The following is a 25,101-nucleotide window of genomic DNA, read 5'->3' as shown; positions in this document are numbered from 1 at the left end:
TTGCAAAAAATCCCTGCTGAAAATTAAAAAGCCTTGCTAAATGGCAAGGCTTAAAAAATTATAATGTAATTCCGAATTTTGAATGTAAAAGATTTTTATATTGCACATCTGTAACGTTTTCTTTCGTTTTTTTACCGTTTTTCGCTATTGTCAGACTATCCTTTGTTAAAGATGCATGCCCATCTTCAGTTAGTTTTACAATAAGAGGTACTTTGTTAAATGGTGAGCCCTCATGTTCAACGATAATTTTTTGTGCTGCATTTGCTTTTTCTTCATTCACTTCTTCTATATAAAATGCATAGCCTAACGTCCAATCATCAGCAGAAGATTGATCCAAAAACTCATTGTTTTTACGCATCTCTAAAATATAGTTTCCCTTTTCGGTCATTTCTTTACGAATGCGATAATCTCCTGTGACGGAGTGAATGACTTCACCTGAGAAAGGGACAGGTGCAAGAGGTAAGTATGATCCGAATCCTACTTCAATTAAATAAAGTTCATTATGGTGTGGTAAAACAGTTGCGATATGACCAGAATCAACAGCCCATATAGAATTTGCCGCATTGTACACTGTTCCTGAAACGAGATGAACATCAAATCCAACGTCTTTAAGGAAGTAATACATAGTAGGATTGAGTTCATAACAAAGACCGCCCCGGTTGTTTACTAAAATTTTTTCTTTTAGATTTTCTTTTGATATTTCTGTAAAGTTGTTTTCGAGTATATTTAAGTTTTCAAAAGGGACAGTTTGCGCCATCGCGTACATAATGTTAGATAAATCTTCAAATGAAACGTTGTGTTTTTCTTCTATATGTAATCTTGAAAAAAATTGTTTTTGAAAGTCCGTCATAGAAACCCCTCCGTTATGCTTTTATAGATAAATTGTAAACAATCTTGAATAAGATGTGAAATAAAAACTATGGTGTAGTATTTGGTGAATATGTGAAGTTAGACTAAAAAATAATGTGGGAGAGTGAGAGATTGCTACTTTACTAATTGTAGAACGAATATTATAATAATTCCGATAAACTATGCAAACGTTTTCTTGGGAGGGGATGTTGTAAATATGTTAAAAAAAATAACAGTAGTCGGCTTATCGGTTGTTTTGTTTTTACCTAGTATACATGGGGGAAGTAAAGTGTATGCAGATACGGTTAACAATGGAACGTTAATGCAATATTTTGAGTGGTATGCTCCGAATGATGGGAATCATTGGAACCGCTTGCATTCGGATGCTGGAAATTTAGCTCAGAAAGGAATTACATCTGTTTGGATACCGCCTGCATATAAAGGAACTACGCAAAATGACGTAGGATATGGAGCATATGATTTATATGACTTAGGGGAATTCAATCAAAAAGAAACGGTACGAACAAAATATGGGACGAAAGCACAATTGAAATCTGCAATCGAAGCTTTACATAAGCAAAACATCGATGTATACGGCGATGTAGTTATGAATCATAAAGGTGGAGCAGATTATACTGAAAATGTAACGGCTGTTGAGGTAGACCGTAACAATCGAAATGTTGAGGTATCAGGTGATTATGAAATTAATGCATGGACGGGGTTTAACTTTCCCGGGCGCGGAGATACTTATTCTAATTTCAAATGGAAATGGTATCATTTTGACGGAACGGATTGGGATGAAGGAAGGAAATTAAATCGAATTTATAAATTTAGGGGTATAGGTAAAGCGTGGGACTGGGAAGTGTCTAGCGAGAATGGAAATTATGATTATTTAATGTATGCAGATCTTGATTTTGATCATCCAGATGTTGCGAATGAGATGAAAAATTGGGGGACGTGGTATGCGAATGAATTAAATTTAGATGGCTTTCGTTTAGATGCTGTTAAACATATTGATCATGAATATTTACGCGATTGGGTAAATCATGTCAGACAGCAAACAGGGAAAGAAATGTTTACTGTGGCTGAATATTGGCAAAATGATATTCAAACTTTAAATAATTATTTAGCGAAGGTCAATTATAATCAATCTGTATTTGATGCACCACTGCATTACAATTTTCATTATGCTTCAAAAGGAAATGGGAATTATGATATGAGAAATATTTTAAATGGAACAGTCATGCAAAATCACCCTGCACTTGCAGTTACTCTCGTTGAGAATCATGATTCTCAGCCTGGACAGTCATTGGAATCTGTAGTAAGTCCGTGGTTTAAACCGTTGGCATATGCATTTATTTTAACTCGTGCAGAGGGCTATCCTTCAGTTTTCTATGGTGATTACTATGGGACAAACGGAAATAGTAGTTATGAAATTCCAGCGTTAAAAGATAAAATTGATCCAATTTTGACGGCACGAAAAAACTTTGCATATGGTACGCAGCGTGATTATTTAGACGATCCAGATGTAATTGGATGGACAAGAGAAGGTGATGGTGTACATGCGAATTCCGGTCTAGCAACATTAATCTCAGATGGACCAGGAGGATCAAAGTGGATGGAAGTTGGAAAGAATAACGCGGGGGAAGTATGGTACGATATGACGGGTAATCAAACAAATACTGTAACAATTAATAAGGACGGATGGGGGCAGTTCCATGTAAGTGGAGGATCAGTTTCCATATATGTTCAGCAGTGAATTGGTGATAAAAAAGAAGAGGAAGACTGAAATATAAGTCTTCCTCTTCTTTTTATATTGTTATCATTTCTAAATTTTTATTTTCATAAATGAATTAGTCGACTTTTAAAACAACGAGAGATGCGTTGGAATAAATAATATCACCTGTGGCTTCTCTTATTCGGACTCGAAGAACGTCTCCTTGGGTTAAAGGTAATAAATCAGTTCTGGCGGATGTAGCTCTTACCCCAGAACCACCAACTCGTGTAATTCTTTCGTTAATACTTCAATTGTATGGTGAATATCCGTTAAATCCCATTTCTCTTTATCACCTACTTGTAGTCAATCTTTAAGTCCAGTCATAATCATTTCCTTTCCAAATATGTAGTTATATTCCTATATAACTATGAAATACAACAAATTACAAAAAAACTGATGAAAATTAAAAAGCCTCGCCTGAAACAGCAAGGCTTTAAAAATTATAATGTACTACCGAACGTTAAATATAAAAGATTTATATATTGTTTTTCGTAATAATAAAAATTGTACTGTGAGTGCTATAGAACTGATTAGTATATTTCTAACGTGATTTAAATAGATACTATATTTGCTTTACGGTAAAATGAATATAGTGTAAAATTACACTATTGGTGTAAAATGATAGTGAATGAGTATTTTTACACTTGTGGTTATTAAAAGAAGTTCTTTATATACATCATAATTTAAAATCGATAAGGACATTTCTGTATAGGCAGTAGTAGCAAAAGGAGAGGAAATATGAAAAGAACAATAATGAAATATAGCATAATGTTTAGTTTATTACTATTAACATCATGTGATATATCGGATGAAGAAATGGAACAAAAAGCACAAAGTTATACAAAATCGGAGCATGGAATTTCTGTAAAACTAGATCGAATTGAAATAGCCGACCAAGGTAAGGATTTTTTAGGGTCAAACAGACGAATAGCTTATGTACAGCAAGTAGATGAACCATATTTGCAATTTCAAATATGGTTCGATGGACGAACCTCTCCAACGGTAGAGAATGATAATTATAAAATAAAAAAAGAAGAGAACGATTTACGAGAAAAGTTCAATACATATTATGAAGAAAAAAGGAATAATACTATACTTACTTTCGATCGAATGCAGACAGGAGATATTATTTTCGGCAAGGATGAAGAGAAAAAAATAGCGAAGAAGCATCCGAAGCATTATGTTACGGCGGTTTTCAGAAGTAATACTGTTTTAGATGTAAACAATTCTGCACATATGGAAACATTAGCGGAGCTTGCAAGAAGTATTCAGGAATTTAATAAAACGATTGAAGATAGTAAGAGTAGTGTGGATGATATAACGATTCAGTTGCCAAATGTTGATAAGGGTGTATTACAACATATTGTAGTAGATTATATAGTAACGGCTGAAGATGCGAAAAAGATCCTTGAGAAAAAGGATGGATATATGGAAATGCTACAGCAGCCAAATTAAAAAGGGAGATCATTTTGATTTCCTTTTTCAATAAATTTAAACTTGATACATTTATGTACGACTAAAGTATGACACCTTTACTTCTCACAAAACATATAGTATGATGATTTCAGTAAATTAGATTTCAATGACTATAATATAAATTAATGAGAGGTGCTTTTTTGTGAGTGCGGTAGGTACTAAATAGGAAAAATTTAATGAAATAAATCGGATAAGACCAGGGGATTTTTATGTATAGCATACCCCTAACTTTGTCATGGATTTATTTCGATACCTATGAAGATACCTACAATACTTTATAAAGCGTGTAATAGGAGGATTGCCATCCGTTTTTTTATGGCTTATTTCCTCATATGTTATTACACATGCCTTGTAAATGTAAAAGCTGCGGTATCCCCGCAGCTTTTTTGTATATATTTTTAATGTATAAAAATGGTAATTGAATCATGTAGGGCTCATTGGAATCTAATGAGTAGGTATCTTCATTGATGATAGAAATCAATCATAGTGAGGAGAAACAAAATGAATACGATGACTTTTGAAAAGTTACAATATAACGAATTAAAGGAAATAGTGAAATCATATTGTGTAAGTGGATTAGGTAAGGAATTATTAAATAAATTAGAGCCGAGTACGAGTATAAAAGTAGTGAGGAACCGCTTGAATGAAACGACAGAAGCGCGAGCTATAGTAGATGCAGAAGGGCATGTTCCTTTCTTCGGTATTTCAAATATCGCAAGTACAATTCAAAAATTAGAAAAAGGGATGATTTTAGATCCTGAAGAGTTAGTAAGTGTTTCAGACTTTTTACGCGGATGTAGAAAGATTAAAAAGTTTATGTTAGATAAAGAGTTTTTTGCGCCAGTATTAGCTTCATATGCAAATTCAATGACTGAATATAAAAGTATTGAAGAGGAAATTAACTTTTCCATTAAAGGCAATAGTATTGATGCAGCTGCGAGTAAAGAGTTAAAGCGAATTCGAAATAATATTGATTCGGTAGATGGAAAAATAAAAGAACGTTTAACGAAGTTTTTAAATAGTAGTGCAAATAAGAAGTATATTCAAGAATTCTTTATTAGTAAGAAAGATGATAGGTATACGATTCCAATTAAATCTTCTTATAAAAATCAAGTTGCGGGAAGTATAGTTGAAGCGTCTGCTAAAGGTTCTACTGTATTTATAGAACCGCATACGGTGACAAAGTTAAATGCGGAACTCGCAAGTTTGAAAGCAGAAGAAGCGATGGAAGAGTATCAGATTTTAGCGACTTTATCAGGGATGGTAGTAGAAAATATTTATCATATAAAAATTAATATGGAATTAATTAGTCAGTATGATATGGTATTTGCGAAAGCGAAGTTTAGTAAATCAATCGATGGAATAGAGCCGAAATTAAATGACCATGGCTACATTCATTTAGTAAATTGTAAGCATCCGCTTTTAAGTGGGAAAGCAGTACCGTTACACTTTGAAATCGGTCAAAACTACCGTAGTTTAATTATTACCGGACCTAATGCAGGCGGGAAGACAATTGTATTAAAGACAATTGGGCTATTAACATTAGCGACAATGTCAGGCTTGCATATTGCTGGAGATAAAGAAACGGAAATTGCTATTTTCGACAATGTATTTGTAGATATTGGTGATAATCAAAGTATCGAAAACGCACTAAGTACATTTTCATCTCATATGAAAAATTTATCTGAGATTATGAGGATGTCAAATAATAATACGCTGCTATTATTTGATGAAATAGGAAGCGGGACTGAACCGAATGAAGGAGCAGCACTTGCAATTTCTATTTTGGAGGAGTTTTATCTTGCAGGATGTATTACAGTTGCAAGTACGCATTACGGTGAAATTAAACGATTTTCAGAAATGCACGATGATTTTATGAACGCAGCAATGCAATTTAATAGTGAGACACTAGAACCACTTTATAAATTAGTAATCGGTAAATCAGGTGAAAGTAATGCACTTTGGATTGCTAATAAAATGAACGTAAGAGAGCGTGTGCTGCAAAGAGCGAAAGAGTATATGGAAAATAAAGAATATGCTTTAGAAAAACTGCATGAAAGTAAAATTAGAAAACCAAAATTTATGCAGGAAAAAAGAGAAAACCATTACGAGTACAAAATCGGCGATCGTGTAAATGTATTAGATTATAATGATTTTGGTATCATTTATAAGGAAATAGATAATTTCTATAACGTCGTTGTATATTATAACGGTGAATTCGTTGAAGTAAACGTAAAACGTATTACTTTAGAGGTAGCGGCAAAGGAATTATACCCAGAGGGATACGATTTAAATACACTATTTGTCGATTATAAAGAAAGAAAAATGCAACATGATATAGAGCGCGGATCGAAAAAAGCGCTTCGTAAAATCCAAAAAGAAATAAGAAAGAATAGAGGATAAGTTAGAATGGTAACGATTAGACAAGAGCAACAAAACGATTATAGAAAGACAGAAGAAGTGGTACAACAAGCATTTTTACATGAAGAATTTAGTGATAAAACAGAACATAAACTTGTAAAACGTATTAGAGAATGTGAAGCATTTGTTCCAGAATTATCAATCGTTGCAGTAGATGAGGAAATCGTTGGTCACATTCTGCTATCCAAAATTACGATAGAACACGATGGAACTTCTGTAGAATCATTAGCACTTGCACCGGTTTCAGTTGCTAAGGGCCATCAGAAAAAAGGAATTGGTGGAAAGCTTATTGGAGCTGCGTTAGAAAAAGCGAAAGAACTTGGATACGGATCGGTTGTAGTGTTAGGACATCCAGAGTATTATCCGAAATTTGGTTTTAAGAAAGCAAGTGAGAGGAATATAAAAGCACCATTTGAAGTGCCTGAAGAGGTGTTTATGGTAGTGGAATTAAGAGAGAATGCTCTTGAAGGTGTAGAAGGAGTTGTTCAGTATTCGAGTGCATTTGCTGAGTAGGAATATCAGATAAGGAATGTAATCATAAAAGATGCTATCTTTTTGTAGAGATATACAGAAAGATAGCTTTTTTTATTAAGAAAATTCACTTGCGTATATTTTGCTCAATGAATAATTAAGGTGGTAAAATTAATATAGAAATGTAAAGGGAGAGAAGAGAATGAAGAATCGAGAAACAGATAGCAATGAGAATGTAGTTACGTTATATGTTACAAGACACGGTAAAACAATATTAAATATGAATCATCGTGCGCAAGGTTGGGCAGACTCTCCATTAGTAGAAAAAGGTGTGGAAGTTGCCACTAATTTAGGAACAGGATTAAAAGATGTTCATTTTGCGAATGCGTATAGTAGTGATAGCGGCCGAGCGATTGAAACTGCTAATTTAGTATTAAAATATAGTGAGCAATTAAAATTGAAACTTGAGCAAAGGAAAAATTTACGAGAATTAAATTTTGGTATTTTTGAAGGTGAAAAGCTTGAAAATATGTGGGATGTGGTTGGAAAAGCTGCGGGTGTTACATCACCAGAAGAACTCATGAAGTTTTCTATTCAAGAAGTGATTAATCTGATTAGAGCAGCAGATCCTACGAAACAAGCGGAAGATTGGGAATTATTTTCTACTCGTATAAAAGTAGAAATTGATAAAATTAGTGAAGAAGCTGCTGCAAATGGAGGCGGTAACGTTTTAGTTGTCGTTCATGGGCTTTTGATTACGGCATTAATTGAAATGCTAGACAGTAGTAAAACAAAACTTGGAGTAGAGAATGCAAGTGTAACGAAAATTTTATATAAAGACGGGGAATATATCGTCGAGTCTGTTGGAGATATGAGTTATGTTGCAAAAGGGAAAGAAAGTGTGGAAATATAAAAAACATATAGAAATAAGAAAAGGAAGGTAGAGAAATCTAGCTTCCTTTTCTTATTTCTATTTATAAAATTAGGTTAGAATATTTGGTGAAAATATCCATTATGTAGGGTGTTTCTTTGTTCAACAATTGGATCATTTAATTGAATAAGGCCATTTTGTTAAAAAGGATATCTCCAATTTTTAACGAATACAGGGTTATAAATAAGAAAAAGTGGTGAGATAAATAGGAAGAGAATTTAATTTCTTTTTGGGAAATAAAACGGAAAAATGCATCATTAACAGGCTTCAGAGCGCGGGGTGTGTTTTCGCAGAAGATGAGGCCCGGTTACTTATGTCAGAGGCACAAACACCAGAGGACTTAAAGAAAATGGTGGAAATGCGAGCCGATGGTTTACCACTTGAATATGTTGTGGGATACGCGGCATTCTGTGGATTGCGGATAGAAGTGGACCGAGGTGTTTTCGTGCCTCGTCAACGTACAGAGTTTCTTGTTCACCAGGCAAAAGCTCTGTCATGTTTTGATGATATCGTCGTTGATCTATGTTGCGGGTCAGGGGCTGTGGGTGTAGCTCTGGTGGAAGCTTTAGGACGAGTTGAATTGTATTCTGTTGATATTGACCCTGTCGCAGTACGATGTGCAAGCCGCAACGTAACAAATTTCGGTGGACATGTTTTTGAAGGTGACTTGTATAACGCCTTACCTTATTCACTTAAAGGTCGTGTGAATACCTTAGTTGCAAACGTACCATATGTTCCTACCAAGGCAATAAAGCTGCTCCCACAGGAAGCTCGCCTACATGAACCAAAGATAGCGCTTGACGGGGGAGAGGATGGACTTCACATTCAGCGAAGAGTAGCAAAAGAAGCATTTCTCTGGCTAGCACCGGGAGGTCATCTTTTAATAGAGACGAGTGAAATGCAGGCAACTCAGACCTTTGAAATTTTTGCTGATGCTGGGCTTACTCCGAAATTGGCTAGAGATGAGGAACTAGACGCTACTGTCGTTATAGGAGTGAATTCTTGTTTTTAGCATAAATTAGTACGTAGTTTTATTTACAAATGAGTACAAAATTTATTTTAAATTTACACGTGCTCGTTATTTGAAGAAGAAAGGATATAACATATGTTATGTCCTTTCATTTATTAATTGTTTCAATTTAGGTCTTGATAAAATCGAATCTAGCTTCCTTTTTTAAGTGGTAACGATTAAGGGATTAATAAAATCTTCCCTGTACTTTTTCTGCTCTCTAATAATTCATGGGCGCGGGCACCGTCTTGTAAAGAGAATGTAGTAGGATTTGCGATTTTTACTTTCTCGGCCATAATCCATTCGAATAATTGAGAGGAGCGTTCTTTTCTCTCTTCATAAGATGTAAGCACGTTCCAAAGGTCTCCGCCAGTTAAAGTTTTTGAAGTATCCATAAGCATACGCGGATCAACGGGCGCAGGATTACCGCCGGCCATTCCGTAAAATACGACAGTACCACCAGTTTTAGTTGTGCTAAAACTTTCCTCTAATGTAGAACCTACTGATTCATATACAACATTTACTCCATCACCGTTTGTTATTTCAAGTACTTTCGCAGGCCATGCTTCCATATATAAAAATACATGATCAGCACCAGCTAATGTAGCTATTTGTGCTTTTTCTTTTGATGACGTGAGGCCGATTACCTTTCCGCCTAGTAGTTTAATCATTTGAATAAGAAGTTGTCCAACACCACCAGCTGCGGCATGTACTAAAGCTATATCACTTTGTTTTATTTGATAGCTATCTTGCGTTAAATAATGTGCTGTTAGACCTTGCAATAAGACAGAAGCGGCTGTTTCAAACGAGATAGCATCTGGAAGCTTAATTGCCTTCTCAGATGGAACAGCAACTAGCTCCGCATTTGCGAATGGTACGTCAGCAAATGCAATGCGATCTCCGGGACTGATTGTAGTAACGTCAGCTCCTACTTTTTCAACAATACCAGCGCCTTCATAACCTAATATATAAGGCGGGTTACCAGCGAGATGATAATCGCCGCGGCGTCTATAAACATCAGCGAAGTTTAATCCGATTGCTTTCGTACGGATAAGAATTTCATTTGGATTTATGATTGGATCATGTATTTCTTTATATTGTAGTACATCTGGACTTCCAAATTGTTTGAAACAAAGTGCCTTCATATGGAATACCTCCATTTTTATTGTTTGTCGATGCTCTTTATCATACAATACAAATATCAATAGACAAAGAGGATTATTTCGATGAAATCAATCGGAAATATCGATTGAAAAGAGGGACGATAAATGGAGATAAAACAATTAATTACATTTAAAGTAGCGGCAGATACTTTAAATTTTACGCAAACTGCGAAGAAATTAAACTTTGCTCAGTCGAGCGTAACGGCGCAAATTAAAACGTTAGAAGTTGAGTTAGGTACGCCGTTATTTGAAAGATTAGGAAAACGTCTTTTTTTAACGGAAGCAGGCAAAAAGTTTCAACTATATGCCGACAAGATGATTGCACTCAGTAACGAAGCGAAAATGGCTGTGAAAGATGATGAGGAAATAGCAGGTACGTTAATAATCGGTGCGCAAGAGAGTCAATGTACATATAGGCTGCCATCTATATTAAAGAGGTTTAAAGCACAATTTCCTCAAATAAAGCTTATATTTAAACCAGCACATTCCAATAAAGATGCGAAAGAACAATTGATGGAGGGAAAAGTCGATCTTGCCTTTATTTTGGACGAATGTAAAACAGAAGCTGCTTTACATGTGGAGCCGCTTATGAAAGAAGAGTTAAAAGTAGTAGCTGCTTCAGGGCATCATTTACTCGAGCAAACTTCCATTTCTATAAAAGATTTAGAGATGGAAACACTCTTACTAACAGAACTCGGTTGCTCATACCGAACTTTATTTGAAGAGCTATTTCGTACAGAAGATGTGTATCCAGCAAATAAAATTGAATTCGTTAGTGTCGAGGCGATTAAACAATGTGTTATTGCAGATTTAGGTATAGCTGTTTTACCAGCGATAGTAGTAGAAAAAGATATACGAGAGGGAACGATAAAAGAGTTACATGTAGAAAATGCAATTTCACCAATTTATACACAAATTGCTTGGCATAAAGATAAATGGATGACAGTGCCACTGCAACAATTTATTGATGTGACGAGGGAGTTTTTTACAACGGATTAAGTGGAGAAATATTTAATTTATGTGACAGATAAATGTTACTTTTCTATTGGGAGAACCGATGCTTGCATGTAACAAGTATCGGTTCTTTTATGTTTTAAATAAAGAATGCTATAAAATGTGTATTTCTCAACTTTTTTCCTTACAAGGATAAGTAAATTTCTTCGTATATTCCAATAATCATAAGGAAATTTACAATGTTTATTCGTTTCTGTAAGATGCCTCTAGGAAGCATGAAAGGAGGGCTTTACATAGGGATAGATTGTCTTTATTAAACGTACTTATTTTGAGGGAGGAGATTGAAAATGTTTAAAAAGTTAATGAAAGTATGTGTGTTAAGTGTAGCGAGTGTAGGTGTATTATTTAGTTTCCAAGGAAGTACATTTGCAGCTACTGATTTAAGTAGTTACTATGACGGGAAAAATCCAGCAACAACGAAAGTATACGGAGGTAGTACAACGTGTGATGCAGATGGATTTAATGCAAAGTCTACAGCGGTGTACGAAGGTAGTAAAAAAGTAGGGACAGTGTATTTACGTTACAGTAATAAATGTCATGCAGCTTGGTCTAAGTTTGTTTTAGATCAACCAGCACCAGCTGTTTCTGGAGGAGTGTATGCGTACGCTGTTGTGAATAAATACAAAAATGGTGTATTCCAAAAATCAGTCACTTCTAATCAGGGAAACGGCACAATAAAAACAGGCCAAACGAGTACTTATACAGGAATGGTATTTGATTTAACTGCTGATTTCGGATACACAGCAGATGCTGAAGCGGTTACGTTTAATAATGGTTATGGAAAAACAGGACGCTATTAAAAAGGAGTGGAATACTTTGAAACTTTTAAAAAAGCTAAGTTCATGTTTTTGTCTATCATTGCTCGTTTTAACTAGTGTGTTTAGTACGACGAATAATGATAAAGCATATGCAGAAGATCATTCGTATGATGGGAAAAGTCCGTATTACAATAGCTGTGATCAATCAGCAGTAACGAAAGAAAAGAAATGGATTGATTCCAATTCTTATGTGGAATTAAAATTTAGCACAACGTGTAAGACAGCATGGGCGAAAGTCACAGTAACTCGTGCAGCAGTATATAATAACGAAGCCGATGCAAGAATTGTAAGAAAAACAGATGGAAAGGCATATACTTGCGGCAGTGCTGGAGGTAATGGTGTTGTGAATAAAGGGCAAACATCATGCTATACACCAATGGTATATGATTTAGATCCAAGAAAGGCACAGGCGCAAGGGAAACATGCCATTCCGAATAGTGATGCCTATAATTATGCTGAGACTATTTGGTATTGATAGTATTATAAATGTACTAAGAGCTTTTATTTAATGTTGATATGAAGATGAAAGAGCCTTACTATATTTTACTGTAGTAAGGCTCGTTAAAGTTGTTTGATTTTTATTTGACTAAAGCTTTGGATAGATATTTAGAACCATTGCATTAACTAAGATCTGTATCAGGAGGAGTATAGCCAAGGTGACGAGCCATTGATACAATTTGTCCTTTATGATGAAATTCATGTGTTTCTGTATGAGTTAAAAGCCATAGCGGTGTTGTGCTCCAAGGTTCTTTTTGCCATTTCACTTCATTTGCTATATTTTCGAGCCAACGGTCATTGTATTCATCTAAAAAGTGTTGTACAGTCTCATCTACTAACTTAAATCTAGCACGGACTTTCTCCACATCTGCATGCTCAATTTCATAATCACTAGCAAATGAAAAATCTGCCCGTTTTAGCTTGAATGCGAACGATCCAAGCCAGTATCGATAGCAATCGGCTACATGAATATGCGTCTTTATGATGCTACCGCTCCCGAAATTAGGAACAGTGCTATGTAATTTTTCTAGTGGGATTTCTTCCAAAAATGTAAATAGAGTTTCTCTTGTAGAGCTAATAAGATTATATTGTTGTTTTAAAATATGTAACATGAAATTAACACTCCTCTTTTATTTACTAAACTATTTGTGTAGTAAGTAATTCTATATGTACGAGAGGTGAACCTTTTTATTATTTTTACTAGGCATATTAGATGTATTTCTTAATCGTTTCTGATAGATTAAACAAAGTGAAACTTTAATAAGTTGAACATTCTTAGTTCATAATAAATGGTACATGAAGAAGGGGAACGATAAAATGAATAGACTAGTTGGCTTAAAACAATTTGAAATAACGCGCGGGGAACTGCTTAAATTTATGGAAACGTTAGATGATAAAACTGTGGATACACAGCCAGAGGGTTTTAATAATACAATTCGCTGGCATATCGGTCATGTGTTAACGGCAGCAGAAGTTTTCATGTTTGGAAAAGAATTTAAACAATTACCAACTGAATATCCAGGTATGTTTGGATATGGATCAAGACCATCTAAATGGAAAACAGAAGGACCATCATTAGAAGTGTTAACGGCTCAATTAAAAGAACAAGCAAAACGTATTAACGAAATTCCAGCAGAAGCATTTGAAAATAAACTACCAGAGCCGTTTTTAGGATTGGAAACAGTAGGGGAGCTATACGGTATGATGCTTTATCATGAAGCTGATCATATTGGGCAAATGAAGGCGATGGAGCGTATTATTAAAGCTCTTTAGTTTGAATTGCATATAAAAAACGAAAGCATAATACAGGTGTAATGTTAAATAATATATAGACAAAAAGGGTAGATAATTTATTATCTATCCTTTTTGTTGTTGAATTTCTTGAAGGATTATGAACGCTTACCATAGTGATACTGATGAAGTAGGAATAGTTATTATTTTTTTGTTTTACATAATAGAAAAATATTGAAGATAATACAGAAGAAAGTATGAAGCTGTAAAACCTGTATGAAATAGCTTGTTCCTAAATATGGAATATACGTATAATAATAGAGACGAATTAGAAATAGGGGTGAATACTATGATTACATTAGAACAAAAGTTGGAGCAATACACACATACATATGCACAGATAAAGGGAGAACTAAAATGGAAAACGAGTGATTCTCGAACAGGAATGATGATTGCTGCTATGTATGCAGGTAGTGATAAATTGTTTGATCTCGGACGTTTTTTAGAAATTAGTAGCTATATTAAGAATCAGGTAGGGATGTTTTCATACTTAAAGTCTTATCATCGTTTTGTTGTGGCCGCAACATTAGATATTCACTTTACAGATTACAAGAAAGCTTTTCGGAAGTTTTTAGATGTATATGAACAATTGGTTGCTGGTGGTTTTAGCCGAAGTATATTTACTTATCTAGCAGCAGCTGTGCTTTTAACAGAAGAAAATGAACAACATGGCACGCACATTCAGCGTTCGATGCAAGTATATAAACGTATGAAAGAGGAACATCTTTTTCTTACAAGTGCAAATGATTATCCACTCGCGGTTTTACTAGCAGGACAATCAGAGAATATAGAAACACTTATGGACCGTGTAGAACGTCTGTATCAGAAACTAGCGAAAGCTGGTTTGCGTAAAGGGAATGATCTTCAGTTTTTAAGTCATATCCTTTCACTAAAGCAGGATGTCCGTGAAGAAATGTTAGTTGCAACATGTACAAACATTTGGAATTTGTTAAAACAAGAAAAGGTAAAAGTGAAACAGATGCATTATCCAGCAATCGGGCTACTAGCGTTACTTGAAGATGGAGAAAAAGAGATTCATGCTATTAAAGTGTTGATTGAAAAACTACAGGGGGAGAAATTATTCCGTTGGCATACAGATGCGAATATTCTTATTGCTATCCAATTGTTCGTAAGTCAGAAAGGCGAGGAAAGTAAAGCTACCAACACAGGTTTACAAACTATGATAGAAGTCCTCATACAAGCACAACAAGCAGCTATGATGGCAACGATTGCCGCTTCATCTGTAGCAACCTCTTCAGCAAGTAGTAGTTCATAATGTGTAACTCTTTTAATAAGGAAGGTAAAAAAGCCCATCACTCTCTAATGAGTGATGGGCTTTTTTAAATAATCAGCATTATTTTTTCGACGCCTTCAAATGTTTGAGTTGTGTAACAATCATAACGCTAATAACAACGAGTAAAAACCATGAGCTAATTTTGCTTAAGTGAACGAGATTCCATGCTTCCCGTTGATTTGGATATTGCCATGCTCCGAAAAATGTGGCAATGTTTTCCGCAATCCAAATGAAGAACCCGATAAGGAAAAAGGAAAGAACGAGTGGCATTTTATATGTAACGCCTCGTAATGAAAATTCTACAAATGTCCGAAAGAAAACGATGAATAATAGTAAAGTTAATACCCATCTAAAGTCATATAGAAAATGATGTGTGAAAAAATTAAAGTAAATCATTGCTCCTAGAGGTATTGCAAAAATAGCCCTCGGCCAATGATGCATTTGTAAATGCAATCTTCTCCACGCTTGGCATATGTAACTGGCAACACTTGCATACATAAAACCACTGTAAAGCGGAACTCCAAAAACTTTTGAATATGCTTCTTCTGGATAACTCCATGAACCGAAATGTACTTTATATATTTTTAGTAGAAGGCCGATGAGATGGAAGACAGTAATTACTTTTAATTCGTCTTTCGTTTCAAGTCCAGTTTTGTACATAATCCACTGCATAAGAAGACATACGATGAGTATGAAATCGTAGCGGTTTAATCCTGGGATAGAAATGATTTTTGATAGGGCTAGTGTTAAGAAAATAACAACTGGGAATAAGCAAGAGAATGCTTGCTCGTAAGTGAAGTGTAGTAGTTGTTTTATATAGAACATTGTGTCACCTTCGGTATTTTTGTTAGAAAACTCAAAATAATGATTAAGTATACTACAATTTTAAAAATAATCCAGTAGTCTATTTTGCATGTATTTGTAAGTTTTGGATAGAAATCGTAAAAAGTATTTTAATATTTAACAAAGTAAAAAAATAGTTTGCTATTTAAAAAAAGTGAGGATATAATATCTAAATGAAAATGATAATCATTATCAGTAATGATTATAAATTAAAAATAATTATAAAAAACAACTGAATATAAAGGATGAAATGAAACATGTTACATAAGTCTGCTGTACATGCTGGCAATAATAGCTGGATACATATTAAGTTCATATGTTTCATGAGCTTAACAATTTTATGTTTAATCGGATCTATATTTTTAGCTATTGCATTCGGTGCAAAGGATATCCATTTGCAAACTGTATGGGCAGCGGTTTTTGATTATAATCCGAAAGTAACGCAGCACCAAATTATTTATGAATTAAGGCTTCCAAGGGTAATTGGTGCAGCAGTGGTAGGAGCAGCTTTTGCAGTCGCAGGGGCAGTTATGCAAGGAGTAACACGAAACCCATTAGCTGATGCAGGTGTGCTTGGGATAAATGCAGGTGCGATGTTTGTAGTTGCACTTAGTTTTGCCTTTTTCCCGCATATGCCATATTCCTATTTAATGATTGTTTCCTTTATTGGAGCGGTTTTAAGTACAGTACTCATTTTTATTATCGGGTCAGCAACATCAGGCGGATTAACACCGATGAGGTTAACGATTGCAGGGGCAGTTATGCCGCACTTTTGCATTCACTAAGTTCAGGTGTCGCGATTTATTATGACTTAAGTCAAGATTTAGCGTTTTGGTACGCTGGTGGTGTTGCAGGGGTTAAGTGGGAGCACTTGAAATTTTTAGTTCCTATTATTCTCATAACCATTCTTTTTGCGACAGTGATAGGGCGGTCTATTTCACTCATATCAATGGGAGATGACGTCGCTACGAATTTAGGAGTAAAAACGAACCGAACGAGAATACTAGGGATGATTATAGTAGTCATTCTTGCAGGTGTATCTGTTTCAGCTGTTGGTTCTATCGGATTTGTAGGACTTGTTATTCCGCATATTGCTAGAAAATTAGTTGGTGTGAATTATCGACTCATTATTCCTATGTCAGCGTTATTAGGAGCTATGTTATTAGTTTTAGCTGACTTAGGGGCAAGAACAGTAAACCCTCCTAAAGAACTTGCGATAGGAATTATGGTAGCTCTTGTTGGAGTTCCGTTCTTCCTCTATATAGCACGTAAAGTTGGGAGGGAGCTATAAGTGAAGGAACTTTTGAACACTGATAAAAAGAGAGCTATTACTGTAACTGCAATTTTTAGTTGTATTAGTATCGCTGTCATTTTAATTAGTTTAAATACAGGGACACTAAGCATAGCGCCGCTTAAAGTAATTCAAACACTTTTCGGTTATGGTGATTTTGAGAGCGCAACAGTGCTATACGATTATCGTATGCCAAGAATTATAATTACAATGTTAGCTGGTATTGGCCTTGGGATTTCCGGTGCGATTTTACAAGGATTATCACGTAATGCACTTGCAGACCCTGGTATTTTAGGGTTACATTCAGGTGCATCTTTCGGATTAATTATATTCGTTACTTTCTTTCATTCTATTAATGAGAATGCATCAATTTTAATACCGTTATTTACATTTGGCGGGGGAGTACTAGCTGCATTTTTAATTATTATACTTGCGAGTGATCGGTCAAAAGGTTTACTTCCTATTAGACTTATTCTCGTTGGTATTGCTGTTTCAGCTGGCTTTAGTGCGATTTCGTTATTTTTCTCCCTCAAGTTAAATGATGAGACATATACATTCGCTTCTAGATGGTTAGTTGGTAACGTGTGGGGAAGAGATTGGATTCATGTCCTAGCATTATTACCTTGGATTTTCATACTAACCCCGTATGCATGGCTAAAATCTAAAACGTTAAATGCATTGTCACTAGGTGATAGTGTGGCAGCAGGACTTGGTGTTTCTGTTCAAAAAGAACGGTTACTTCTTTTAGCTACAGCGGTTGGATTATCTTGCGCGAGTGTATCGATGGCAGGGGGGATTGGGTTCATCGGTTTAGTTGCTCCGCATATTGCAAGAAAGTTAGTAGGTACTACCTATCAACATTTCCTTCCACTAGCTGGCATTATCGGAATGATTATTTTAGTGCTAGCAGATACGATAGGTCGTTCTATATTCGAGCCAAATTCTATTCCAGCTGGTGTAGTAGTGGCAGCTTTAGGAGCACCTTATTTTCTTTATTTACTTACAAAAACAAAATAAATACTTCAAAGAGGAGAACATATGAAAAAGAAACTTACTATTTTATTTAGCATAATGTGTATTTTAGTATTAGCAGCATGTGGTCAAACGAAATCTAATGAAGAGGCAACGAAAAAAACTGAAAAAAGTAATGATCCGAAAATCGCTTCTATGTCCATTCACTTAACGAATAATTTACTGGCATTAGGAATTACACCTGTAGGTTCTGTTATTGGAGGAGATTTAAAAGATTTCTTACCGCATGCAAAAGAGCAGTTGAAAGATACGAAGAAACTTGGTGTTGTAACGGATCCGAATATGGAAGCATTACTTCAATTGAAGCCAACTGACATTTATGTGGATGAAAAATACGCGGGCAAAGATTTAGCGAAATACGAAAAAATTGCAAAAACACATTCTTTTAATTTAGATGAAGGTACGTGGAGAGATCAGTTAAAGCAAGTTGGTAAACTTGTAAACCGTGAGAAAGAAGCGGATACATATATTCAAGATTACGAAGAGCAATCAAAACGAGTAAAAAGTTTAATAGATAAAGAATTAGGTAATAACGAAAAAGTAATGGCAATTCGTGTTACTGCAAAAGAATTACGTGTATTTAGTACGAAAAGACCGATGGGACCAATTTTGTTCCAAGACTTAGGATTACAACCTGCAAACGGTGTAGAGAAAATTGATGGAAACCGTCCTTTCGAAGTCATTTCACAAGAAGTATTACCTGACTTTGATGCAGATGCTATTTTCGTTGTTGTAAACAGAGATGATAAGGCAAAAGCTGCATTTAAACAACTTCAAGAAACACCAATTTGGAAAGACTTAAAAGCAGTTAAAGGTAAGCACGTATACATTATTAATGACCAACCATGGCTTGACTATTCTGCTTTAGGTAACAAAATGGCAATGGATGAAGCAGAGAAAATGTTTACGAAATAATATCGATTCGTAGTTAGGAAGATCCTCTAAATTTTGAGGGTCTTTTTTATTGATAGAATAAATGAAAAAATATACAATAAATGTAATTTAATGTATAGGAGATGTGCCAATGTCAGCGCTTATTGTAAGTATCCCGTGTATAAAGCAGTTTATAGAATAAAGGGATAAATAGGCTAATAATTATCCCTGTTATTAAAAAAGGGGAGTTTGAAATAACAATGAATCTTTTTCAAAATAAAACGATTAAATTATCAGCTATGAGAGAAGCAGATGCTGTAGTAATGGCTATGTGGCAAGAAGATAGTGAGTATGTAAGGAATGTCGATACAGATGTAGCATTTCCGCAATCGATACAAGAAATAGCAAGTGATGGGCTATTAAAGGGGCGAAGATCGAATAGTGTTGCTTTCATGGTAAGGACAGTTCAAGATGATCGCTTAATTGGTTTTGTTGCAATTCATGGCATAGAGTGGAATAACAGAACGGGTTTATTAGCAATTGGTATAGGAGATGAAAATGATAGAGGGAAAGGATATGGAAGAGAAGCGATCCATCTTATCTTAAAATATGCTTTCTATGAAATGAATTTACACCGCGTTGGCCTCGATGTTATTTCTTATAATAAAGCTGCTATTGAGTTGTATAAAAAAATGGATTTTCAGATAGAAGGCTGTATGAGAGAAGCAGTTCAAAGGGATGGGAAGTGTTTTGATCGTATTATTATGGGGATATTGCGGGAGGAATGGATAGAGCTACAAAAATAAAAATGGTGGTAACAAGTTAATTATTCATACTATGAATAATTGAATAAAAAGGAAAACTAGATAGGTACTAGTTTTCCTTTTTATTTTTGACACTAATTATATGTTCTTATGAATAGTTTGTATCCTGTGAATAAAAGGGTACAGCCTAAAGCGAATGTTAATATTACTCCAGTTGAAAGATTAATAGAAGGATTAAAAACTAAAGTCGCTGTTTCGCCAGTTAGAACACTGTGAATATTCACGTAAGTAAATGGATTGTAAGGAGAAGAGAAACTCTTCATTCCAATAAAAGCTATAATACCTACAAAAGACGTTGTAATACTTAGGCTTTTTAGTAAAAGTGATGAAATATAGTAAAAAGAATATAGAAAAAATGTGAGTACAACAGTTAGTAATAATACTTGTCCGAAGTAATTTTTCAAAGTGATAAAGTGAAATTGATCTTTAATGGGATTTAAACTATTATACTCACTGCCAAATGGATTAGGTTCTGATCCTTCGTATACAAGGACTGGATAATCAAAATTTCCTATTCCTTTCGTGAAATAGCTACATAACAAGGGAAGGAGTAGCATTAGTAAAACGAAAACAATTGTAGAAAGGAATCCACTAAAATACTTCGTTAGAAATAATGATTTTCGCTTAATAGGCAAAGTATAGTAAAAGTGTAAACCACGCTTCTTATTATTCATTTCAGAAGAGATATTGTTTCCGAAAATAAAGCATCCCAATAAAATGAGTATTGGTATATAGTAGTACTGGATTATTTGATATAAAAATAAAGAACCAGTTGTACCATAACGCATAGTACTCTTTTCCCATTGTTCTAAGGAACTACCTGTAAATTGATCGTAAATTGTAAATAGGAAGGGGGTATGAATGGTATTTTGAATGAATGGTTCAGCTTTAATTTTTTTCAGTAATACTAATTCTTCCAACGTTGCTCGTGGTGTAAATAAGGAAATATTTTGTTTCTCAATGACGAGAGGGAAAGAGTTAGTGCCTTTTGAGCTCTTGAATATAAATTGTAATTCACTTATATTTTCTTCATATATTTCTTGCCAATTACCTTGAGAATAGTTCGCGATCCATTTGTTCTTCTTTGAAAGAGATTGCTGAGATGCTTGAATAGCTAATTTGTTTTCTGAAATTTTTTTAACATCGCCATTCTGTTCAGCTTCAATCTTTTGCAATTCTAGTTCTTTTAAAATCTGTTGCGAAATGTTAACGCTATATTGTGCAAATGATAAATTTCCACGCTGGATATCTTTCGCGACAGAATAATTTAAGAAATATAAACTACTAACGAAAAGAATAGAGGTGAATACTGCAATCCAGGTTGTTTTTTTCTTGAAAGATTTTTTGAATTCAAATTGGAAGAGTTGTTTCATATTATACACCACGCTTTCGATTCATACATATGGCACATAGTAAGAGCAAAAATGTACTTCCAATTAAAACCGCTGCACCTAATGGATAATATTCATTATTATCTAAAATGACGCGTTCTATTTGTTGATAGGAAAGGGGAGATAGAAACGGATTAAAGCCGATTTTTGATAAAATGAAACCACTGCTCAAAATAAAAGTGAGAATTAAATATGTAACAAGAGTATTTCTTGTCCAAAATCCAATGAGCACTAATAAGGAAATAGCTACAGTGGAATAACATAGACTGTAAGTGAGAGCTGTTTTTAAGTATGTACCTGAACTAATAATAGTTTCTGTTTTTGTGAAAAGCGGGTAATTTAAAATATTACCGGTAGATTTTCCGAATATTATTGGTAGTATATAAGACAGTGAAAATACTAGTGAAACCCATAGGAGACTAACAACAAGTAAACTGAAAAATTTTATTAAAATATAGTGAGTACGAGAAATAGGTAAAGTATAGGCTAACTTAATCGTATGGTCTTCAAATTCTTTCGTAATGACTGTGCCTAGTAAGAGTAGTAAAATAAGAAATCCTGGGGCATTGAGTAGTAGTGAAATTACTTTTTTTATAAATAGAGATGGTTGAATGGAAAGGTCAAGGTCTTCTTTTGGCAAACCTTGTTGTAATAAGTTTTCATTCAGTTGAATAGCTTTTTTCATATCTTTTTCGCTGGCTGAGAAACTTCCTTCTACTTGTTGAAAGCGCATAGCTAAGTCATACACTTTCATTTCAGTCTGTAATTCATTTTTCCACTTGTTATCTTTTACTTCTTGTATAAGTTGATTTAAACGTTTTAATAGCGGAAGTCCAATCTCTAATCGAGATTCAATTTTTGCGTTAGGTCTTTTTTTTAATGTATCTTGATCTCCTGTAACTTGATTAGAAATTTCTGTTTCATATTTAGAAAATAATTCAATTTTTTTCATTTGGACTATATCTTGTTTAAGCGCATTATGCAGAAATAACCCGCAGATGATTAGCATAGTAGCAATGATTAAAGTAAAGAGAATGTTAGAGTAGAGCATTTTTTTAGCTCGAATAGAAATATTTTCATGTCGTATCACCACATACATGAAATACTTCTTCATATCTTTTTTCAGAACCGATAACTTCTTTTTGAATATCAATAATATTAATGTTATGAGAATAAAATAGATTAATAAGGTCTTGGATGGTGTGGTGTTCTAATGGGATGCGAAGGCCTGTCTTAGTTAACGCTGCTTGTATGTTTTCTTTTGATAAAATGTGTTGAGCATGTTTTAAATTTGAAAATAAGAAGTGATAATAAATCTTTTCGTACTTTGTCATATCCTCTTCTATTAATTTGCCGTCTTTTAAAAAAAGAATCTTCTTTGTAACACGGTCAATTTCTGATAAATTATGAGAAGAAAGAATGATTGTTGTACTTTCTTCTACTAAACGTAATAAAATATTCCTCATCAGTATCGCACTAGTTGGATCCAAACCATTTAGAGGTTCATCAAGGAACATAAGCTTTGGTTTGTTTAAGATTGCCATCGCTAAGAGAAGGTGCTGTTTCGTACCTAAGGAGTAATCTTTAATTTTCCTCTTCGCATAATTTTCCATTCCTACATATTTTACAACTTCATTCATGCGTTCTTTTGAAATTTTTTGCACATCACAAATGAATGCAAGATGGTCGTAGCCGTTTAAATAGTCATATAGTACAGAATTGTCCTGTAAAAAAGAAACGTCTGTAAACACAGAAACATCTTTGTTAGATTTCCCGATCAATTCAATATTTCCAGATGTAGCTGGCAAAAGGTTGGTAACTACATTTAAAAAAGTAGTTTTACCAACACCGTTAGGACCAACTAAAGCCCAAATTCCTGGGGAGTTGATGGTGAGGTTAATGCCATCTAATATTTTTTTATGTTTGTAACTTTTTGATAAATTATTGATAGATAGAATAGTCAACTTGAATTCCTCCTTTTTAATAAATTGGTATAAAATGTAATTATGTAATTAATTATAACTGAAAATTCAGTTTTATAAAGAGGTATAGATATAAATTTAAGCTTTTTGTAAATCGCATTTTTAAATCTATTATATGAATAATTTAGAAATGAGACTGTGAAGAAAAGGAAAAAGAGCACTTGTTGGAGAATTTTTACAATGTGTGGATTAGAGAAAAAGGAGTTATGCAAAATGAATTTAGAAAAAGCAAAACCAGTAAATGAAGAAGTCGCTGAATTAAAGGAACTAATTAAAGAATTGCACGGAAGTGTACATCAACTGCAAAGTGAAGTGCAGCAACTAAGGCACGAAAGACCGGTCGTTGAAGTGCGAAAAGGTGTTCAATTATCACCAACAATCGTTGGACAAATTGGCGGTATGATATTAGGTGGATTAGCAATTATCGGTATATTCTGGTGATGAAAAAAAGGTTTGCAGCATAGTGCTGCAAACCTTTTGTATTTGACGATATAATTTCATGCAATACAACTTTTACATTAAATAACGTAAATATATGTAAGCATGTGATAACAATAGCGCAATAATTGTTAACGGTAAACCAATTTTTAAGAAGTCCATATAAGAGAAAGCATGTCCTTCACGTTTTGCAATACCAGCAACGACTACGTTTGCGGATGCTCCGATTAATGTTCCGTTTCCTCCTAAGCAAGCTCCAAGTGATAACGCCCACCATAGTACTTCAATTTGCGGAGAGTCGACAGATAATCCGAGTCCTGTAGCTAAGTCTTGAATAAGCGGGATCATCGTTGCGACAAAGGGGATATTGTCAATTGTCGCAGATGCGATGCCTGATACCCATAAAATAAGTATCGCAGCGAAACCGATATCGCCATTTGTTACGTCGAGTACTTCTTTTGCGAGTGAAGAAATAAGTCCGATATCAATTAACCCGCCAACGAGAACGAATAGTCCGGCGAAGAAGAAAATGGTTACCCATTCAACGTGGGCAAATACATCTTCAATATCATGTTCTTTTACTCCAATTAGCATAAGAAGTGTAGCGCCTGTCATCGCGACAACGGCAGCATCTACATGAATAACAGAATGAAGGATAAAGCCTAAAATAGTTAGTCCCAAAATCGTGATCGATTTTAAAAGGAGGCTTTGATCTTTAATATAATCTTTTTCGTTTAATACCATAAGTTTTTCGATTTGCTCAGGTGTTGTTTTTAGTTTGTTACGATACATAAAGTAAATAATGCCAAGTGTAACGATAGAAATAATAATTACAATTGGAGCTAAGTTCAGTAAAAAGGCATTAAAATCTAAATGTTTATTTGCTGATCCAATCATAATGTTCGGTGGGTCACCAATTAATGTTGCTGTTCCGCCTATATTTGAAAATAGCACTTCTGAAATCAAATAAGGAACAGGGTTTACTTTTAAAATACGTGTAATGGATAGTGTAACAGGTACGATTAATAAAACAGTTGTTACGTTGTCCAAAAAGGCAGAACCGACAGCAGTTAATAGGGATAGTAATAATAAAATGCGGATTGGTTTTCCGCCAGCTGCTTTTGCCGCTTTAATGGCCACAAATTCAAATACGCCTGATTGACTCGTAATATGTACGAGAATCATCATCCCAATTAAAAGGGTGATCGTTTCCCATTGAATATGTGATGTGAAAGCGGTATGTAAATCTACAACTCCAAAAATAATCATAATAGCAGCGCCGAATAGTGCAATTACAGCACGATTCAATTTCTCAGAAATAATAAATCCGTACGTGATTAAAAATACGGCAATTGCAAAATAATATTGCCAATTTGCTACTTCATGTGCTGATTGTTCCAATCATGTCACCTTCTT

Annotated in this window: 23 protein-coding genes and 2 pseudogenes; 16 read left to right on the top strand and 9 right to left on the bottom strand. The window is 34.5% G+C overall.

Annotated features, from left to right (window positions below):
- Positions 1-58 precede the first annotated feature (58 nt).
- The gene (locus tag PDL00_RS16110; protein WP_270730099.1) at positions 59-850 is read right to left on the bottom strand and encodes an arylamine N-acetyltransferase family protein; all 792 of its coding nucleotides are present in this window, start codon (positions 848-850) and stop codon (positions 59-61) included.
- A gap of 216 nt (positions 851-1,066) precedes the next feature.
- Between PDL00_RS16110 and amyS the strand changes: the two genes are divergently transcribed.
- Positions 1,067-2,608, top strand: coding sequence for an alpha-amylase (amyS, locus tag PDL00_RS16105; protein WP_270730097.1), 1,542 nt, complete (start codon positions 1,067-1,069; stop codon positions 2,606-2,608).
- Positions 2,609-2,702: 94 nt separating this feature from the next.
- On the opposite strand, the pseudogene PDL00_RS16100 reads toward amyS, so the two are convergent.
- Positions 2,703-2,846: pseudogene (locus PDL00_RS16100) on the bottom strand (exosporium leader peptide); the annotation flags it as partial.
- A gap of 518 nt (positions 2,847-3,364) precedes the next feature.
- Here PDL00_RS16100 and PDL00_RS16095 point away from each other — a divergent pair.
- The 5 genes from PDL00_RS16095 (at position 3,365) to PDL00_RS16075 (ending at position 8,937) form a co-directional block, all read left to right on the top strand.
- Entirely contained in the window at positions 3,365-4,081 is a 717-nt protein-coding gene (locus PDL00_RS16095) for a hypothetical protein (protein ID WP_270730095.1), read from the top strand.
- A gap of 522 nt (positions 4,082-4,603) precedes the next feature.
- Complete coding sequence (locus PDL00_RS16090) at positions 4,604-6,505, top strand: endonuclease MutS2 (protein WP_270730093.1); 1,902 nt, start codon at positions 4,604-4,606, stop codon at positions 6,503-6,505.
- Between the two features lie 6 nt (positions 6,506-6,511).
- On the top strand, positions 6,512-7,036 hold the full coding sequence (locus PDL00_RS16085; RefSeq protein WP_242254818.1) for a GNAT family N-acetyltransferase: 525 nt from the start codon (positions 6,512-6,514) through the stop codon (positions 7,034-7,036).
- 160 nt (positions 7,037-7,196) lie between these two features.
- Complete coding sequence (locus tag PDL00_RS16080; protein ID WP_270730088.1) at positions 7,197-7,907, top strand: histidine phosphatase family protein; 711 nt, start codon at positions 7,197-7,199, stop codon at positions 7,905-7,907.
- A 247-nt stretch (positions 7,908-8,154) separates the two neighbouring features.
- Positions 8,155-8,937 (top strand): putative protein N(5)-glutamine methyltransferase, encoded by a 783-nt coding sequence (locus tag PDL00_RS16075; protein WP_242254814.1) that lies wholly within the window; start codon positions 8,155-8,157, stop codon positions 8,935-8,937.
- A gap of 176 nt (positions 8,938-9,113) precedes the next feature.
- Here PDL00_RS16075 and PDL00_RS16070 read toward each other — a convergent pair whose 3' ends face one another.
- Positions 9,114-10,079, bottom strand: coding sequence for a quinone oxidoreductase family protein (locus tag PDL00_RS16070; RefSeq protein ID WP_270730085.1), 966 nt, complete (start codon positions 10,077-10,079; stop codon positions 9,114-9,116).
- A 123-nt stretch (positions 10,080-10,202) separates the two neighbouring features.
- On the opposite strand from PDL00_RS16070, the gene PDL00_RS16065 reads away from it, so the two are divergent.
- From PDL00_RS16065 to PDL00_RS16055, 3 genes are all read left to right on the top strand, one after another.
- Positions 10,203-11,096: a LysR family transcriptional regulator gene (locus PDL00_RS16065; protein ID WP_242254811.1), complete on the top strand. Its 894-nt coding sequence runs from the start codon at positions 10,203-10,205 to the stop codon at positions 11,094-11,096.
- A 302-nt stretch (positions 11,097-11,398) separates the two neighbouring features.
- Positions 11,399-11,911, top strand: a complete 513-nt coding sequence (locus PDL00_RS16060; RefSeq protein WP_000473752.1) for a DUF2690 domain-containing protein — start codon at positions 11,399-11,401, stop codon at positions 11,909-11,911.
- 16 nt (positions 11,912-11,927) lie between these two features.
- On the top strand, positions 11,928-12,404 hold the full coding sequence (locus PDL00_RS16055) for a DUF2690 domain-containing protein (protein WP_242254809.1): 477 nt from the start codon (positions 11,928-11,930) through the stop codon (positions 12,402-12,404).
- A 145-nt stretch (positions 12,405-12,549) separates the two neighbouring features.
- Here the strand turns inward: PDL00_RS16055 and PDL00_RS16050 are convergent, their stop codons facing one another.
- Positions 12,550-13,038, bottom strand: a complete 489-nt coding sequence (locus PDL00_RS16050) for a DinB family protein (protein WP_242254807.1) — start codon at positions 13,036-13,038, stop codon at positions 12,550-12,552.
- A 184-nt stretch (positions 13,039-13,222) separates the two neighbouring features.
- Between PDL00_RS16050 and PDL00_RS16045 the strand changes: the two genes are divergently transcribed.
- Positions 13,223-13,699, top strand: coding sequence for a DinB family protein (locus tag PDL00_RS16045; RefSeq protein WP_141669124.1), 477 nt, complete (start codon positions 13,223-13,225; stop codon positions 13,697-13,699).
- Between the two features lie 256 nt (positions 13,700-13,955).
- Entirely contained in the window at positions 13,956-14,993 is a 1,038-nt protein-coding gene (locus PDL00_RS16040) for a DUF4003 domain-containing protein (protein ID WP_270730075.1), read from the top strand.
- A 78-nt stretch (positions 14,994-15,071) separates the two neighbouring features.
- Here the strand turns inward: PDL00_RS16040 and PDL00_RS16035 are convergent, their stop codons facing one another.
- Positions 15,072-15,836, bottom strand: a complete 765-nt coding sequence (locus PDL00_RS16035; RefSeq protein WP_270730073.1) for a DUF817 domain-containing protein — start codon at positions 15,834-15,836, stop codon at positions 15,072-15,074.
- A gap of 275 nt (positions 15,837-16,111) precedes the next feature.
- Between PDL00_RS16035 and PDL00_RS16030 the strand changes: the two are divergent.
- The 4 genes and pseudogenes from PDL00_RS16030 (at position 16,112) to PDL00_RS16015 (ending at position 19,856) form a co-directional block, all read left to right on the top strand.
- Positions 16,112-17,145, top strand: a pseudogene (locus PDL00_RS16030) (FecCD family ABC transporter permease).
- Positions 17,146-18,162: a FecCD family ABC transporter permease gene (locus PDL00_RS16025; protein ID WP_097819494.1), complete on the top strand. Its 1,017-nt coding sequence runs from the start codon at positions 17,146-17,148 to the stop codon at positions 18,160-18,162.
- A 21-nt stretch (positions 18,163-18,183) separates the two neighbouring features.
- Positions 18,184-19,092, top strand: coding sequence for an iron-hydroxamate ABC transporter substrate-binding protein (locus tag PDL00_RS16020; protein WP_226545113.1), 909 nt, complete (start codon positions 18,184-18,186; stop codon positions 19,090-19,092).
- Positions 19,093-19,304: 212 nt separating this feature from the next.
- On the top strand, positions 19,305-19,856 hold the full coding sequence (locus PDL00_RS16015) for a GNAT family N-acetyltransferase (RefSeq protein ID WP_270730357.1): 552 nt from the start codon (positions 19,305-19,307) through the stop codon (positions 19,854-19,856).
- Positions 19,857-19,948: 92 nt separating this feature from the next.
- Here the strand turns inward: PDL00_RS16015 and PDL00_RS16010 are convergent, their stop codons facing one another.
- From PDL00_RS16010 to PDL00_RS16000, 3 genes are all read right to left on the bottom strand, one after another.
- A complete protein-coding gene (locus PDL00_RS16010; RefSeq protein ID WP_270730070.1) occupies positions 19,949-21,247 on the bottom strand; it encodes an ABC transporter permease subunit in 1,299 nt (432 codons plus the stop codon).
- A gap of 1 nt (position 21,248) precedes the next feature.
- Positions 21,249-22,217: an ABC transporter permease gene (locus PDL00_RS16005; RefSeq protein ID WP_270730067.1), complete on the bottom strand. Its 969-nt coding sequence runs from the start codon at positions 22,215-22,217 to the stop codon at positions 21,249-21,251.
- A 124-nt stretch (positions 22,218-22,341) separates the two neighbouring features.
- Positions 22,342-23,229: an ABC transporter ATP-binding protein gene (locus PDL00_RS16000; RefSeq protein ID WP_270730065.1), complete on the bottom strand. Its 888-nt coding sequence runs from the start codon at positions 23,227-23,229 to the stop codon at positions 22,342-22,344.
- A gap of 231 nt (positions 23,230-23,460) precedes the next feature.
- On the opposite strand from PDL00_RS16000, the gene PDL00_RS15995 reads away from it, so the two are divergent.
- Entirely contained in the window at positions 23,461-23,688 is a 228-nt protein-coding gene (locus PDL00_RS15995; protein WP_001047304.1) for a hypothetical protein, read from the top strand.
- Positions 23,689-23,760: 72 nt separating this feature from the next.
- On the opposite strand, the gene PDL00_RS15990 is transcribed toward PDL00_RS15995, so the two are convergent.
- Positions 23,761-25,086 (bottom strand): ArsB/NhaD family transporter, encoded by a 1,326-nt coding sequence (locus PDL00_RS15990; protein ID WP_088029411.1) that lies wholly within the window; start codon positions 25,084-25,086, stop codon positions 23,761-23,763.
- Positions 25,087-25,101 lie beyond the last annotated feature (15 nt).

Origin of the sequence: Bacillus cereus group sp. TH152-1LC (assembly GCF_027710505.1) — a bacterium.
Taxonomy (GTDB): Bacteria; Bacillota; Bacilli; order Bacillales; family Bacillaceae_G; genus Bacillus_A; species Bacillus_A mobilis.
The sequence above is the reverse complement of the archived record's forward strand: the minus strand, read 5'-3'. Positions and strand labels throughout refer to the sequence as shown.

Excerpts from the sequence above, each read along its gene's own strand:
- PDL00_RS16010 (WP_270730070.1), bottom strand. The coding sequence starts at position 21,247 with ATGAAACAACTCTTCCAATTTGAATTCAAAAAATCTTTCAAGAAAAAA.
- PDL00_RS16050 (WP_242254807.1), bottom strand. The coding sequence starts at position 13,038 with ATGTTACATATTTTAAAACAACAATATAATCTTATTAGCTCTACAAGA.
- PDL00_RS16005 (WP_270730067.1), bottom strand. The coding sequence starts at position 22,217 with ATGAAAAAAATTGAATTATTTTCTAAATATGAAACAGAAATTTCTAAT.
- PDL00_RS16020 (WP_226545113.1), top strand. The coding sequence starts at position 18,184 with ATGAAAAAGAAACTTACTATTTTATTTAGCATAATGTGTATTTTAGTA.
- PDL00_RS15995 (WP_001047304.1), top strand. The coding sequence starts at position 23,461 with ATGAATTTAGAAAAAGCAAAACCAGTAAATGAAGAAGTCGCTGAATTA.
- PDL00_RS16035 (WP_270730073.1), bottom strand. The coding sequence starts at position 15,836 with ATGTTCTATATAAAACAACTACTACACTTCACTTACGAGCAAGCATTC.
- PDL00_RS16110 (WP_270730099.1), bottom strand. The coding sequence starts at position 850 with ATGACGGACTTTCAAAAACAATTTTTTTCAAGATTACATATAGAAGAA.
- PDL00_RS16065 (WP_242254811.1), top strand. The coding sequence starts at position 10,203 with ATGGAGATAAAACAATTAATTACATTTAAAGTAGCGGCAGATACTTTA.
- PDL00_RS16040 (WP_270730075.1), top strand. The coding sequence starts at position 13,956 with ATGGAATATACGTATAATAATAGAGACGAATTAGAAATAGGGGTGAAT.
- PDL00_RS16070 (WP_270730085.1), bottom strand. The coding sequence starts at position 10,079 with ATGAAGGCACTTTGTTTCAAACAATTTGGAAGTCCAGATGTACTACAA.
- PDL00_RS16090 (WP_270730093.1), top strand. The coding sequence starts at position 4,604 with ATGAATACGATGACTTTTGAAAAGTTACAATATAACGAATTAAAGGAA.
- PDL00_RS16085 (WP_242254818.1), top strand. The coding sequence starts at position 6,512 with ATGGTAACGATTAGACAAGAGCAACAAAACGATTATAGAAAGACAGAA.
- PDL00_RS16080 (WP_270730088.1), top strand. The coding sequence starts at position 7,197 with ATGAAGAATCGAGAAACAGATAGCAATGAGAATGTAGTTACGTTATAT.
- PDL00_RS16095 (WP_270730095.1), top strand. The coding sequence starts at position 3,365 with ATGAAAAGAACAATAATGAAATATAGCATAATGTTTAGTTTATTACTA.
- PDL00_RS16045 (WP_141669124.1), top strand. The coding sequence starts at position 13,223 with ATGAAGAAGGGGAACGATAAAATGAATAGACTAGTTGGCTTAAAACAA.
- PDL00_RS16060 (WP_000473752.1), top strand. The coding sequence starts at position 11,399 with ATGTTTAAAAAGTTAATGAAAGTATGTGTGTTAAGTGTAGCGAGTGTA.
- amyS (WP_270730097.1), top strand. The coding sequence starts at position 1,067 with ATGTTAAAAAAAATAACAGTAGTCGGCTTATCGGTTGTTTTGTTTTTA.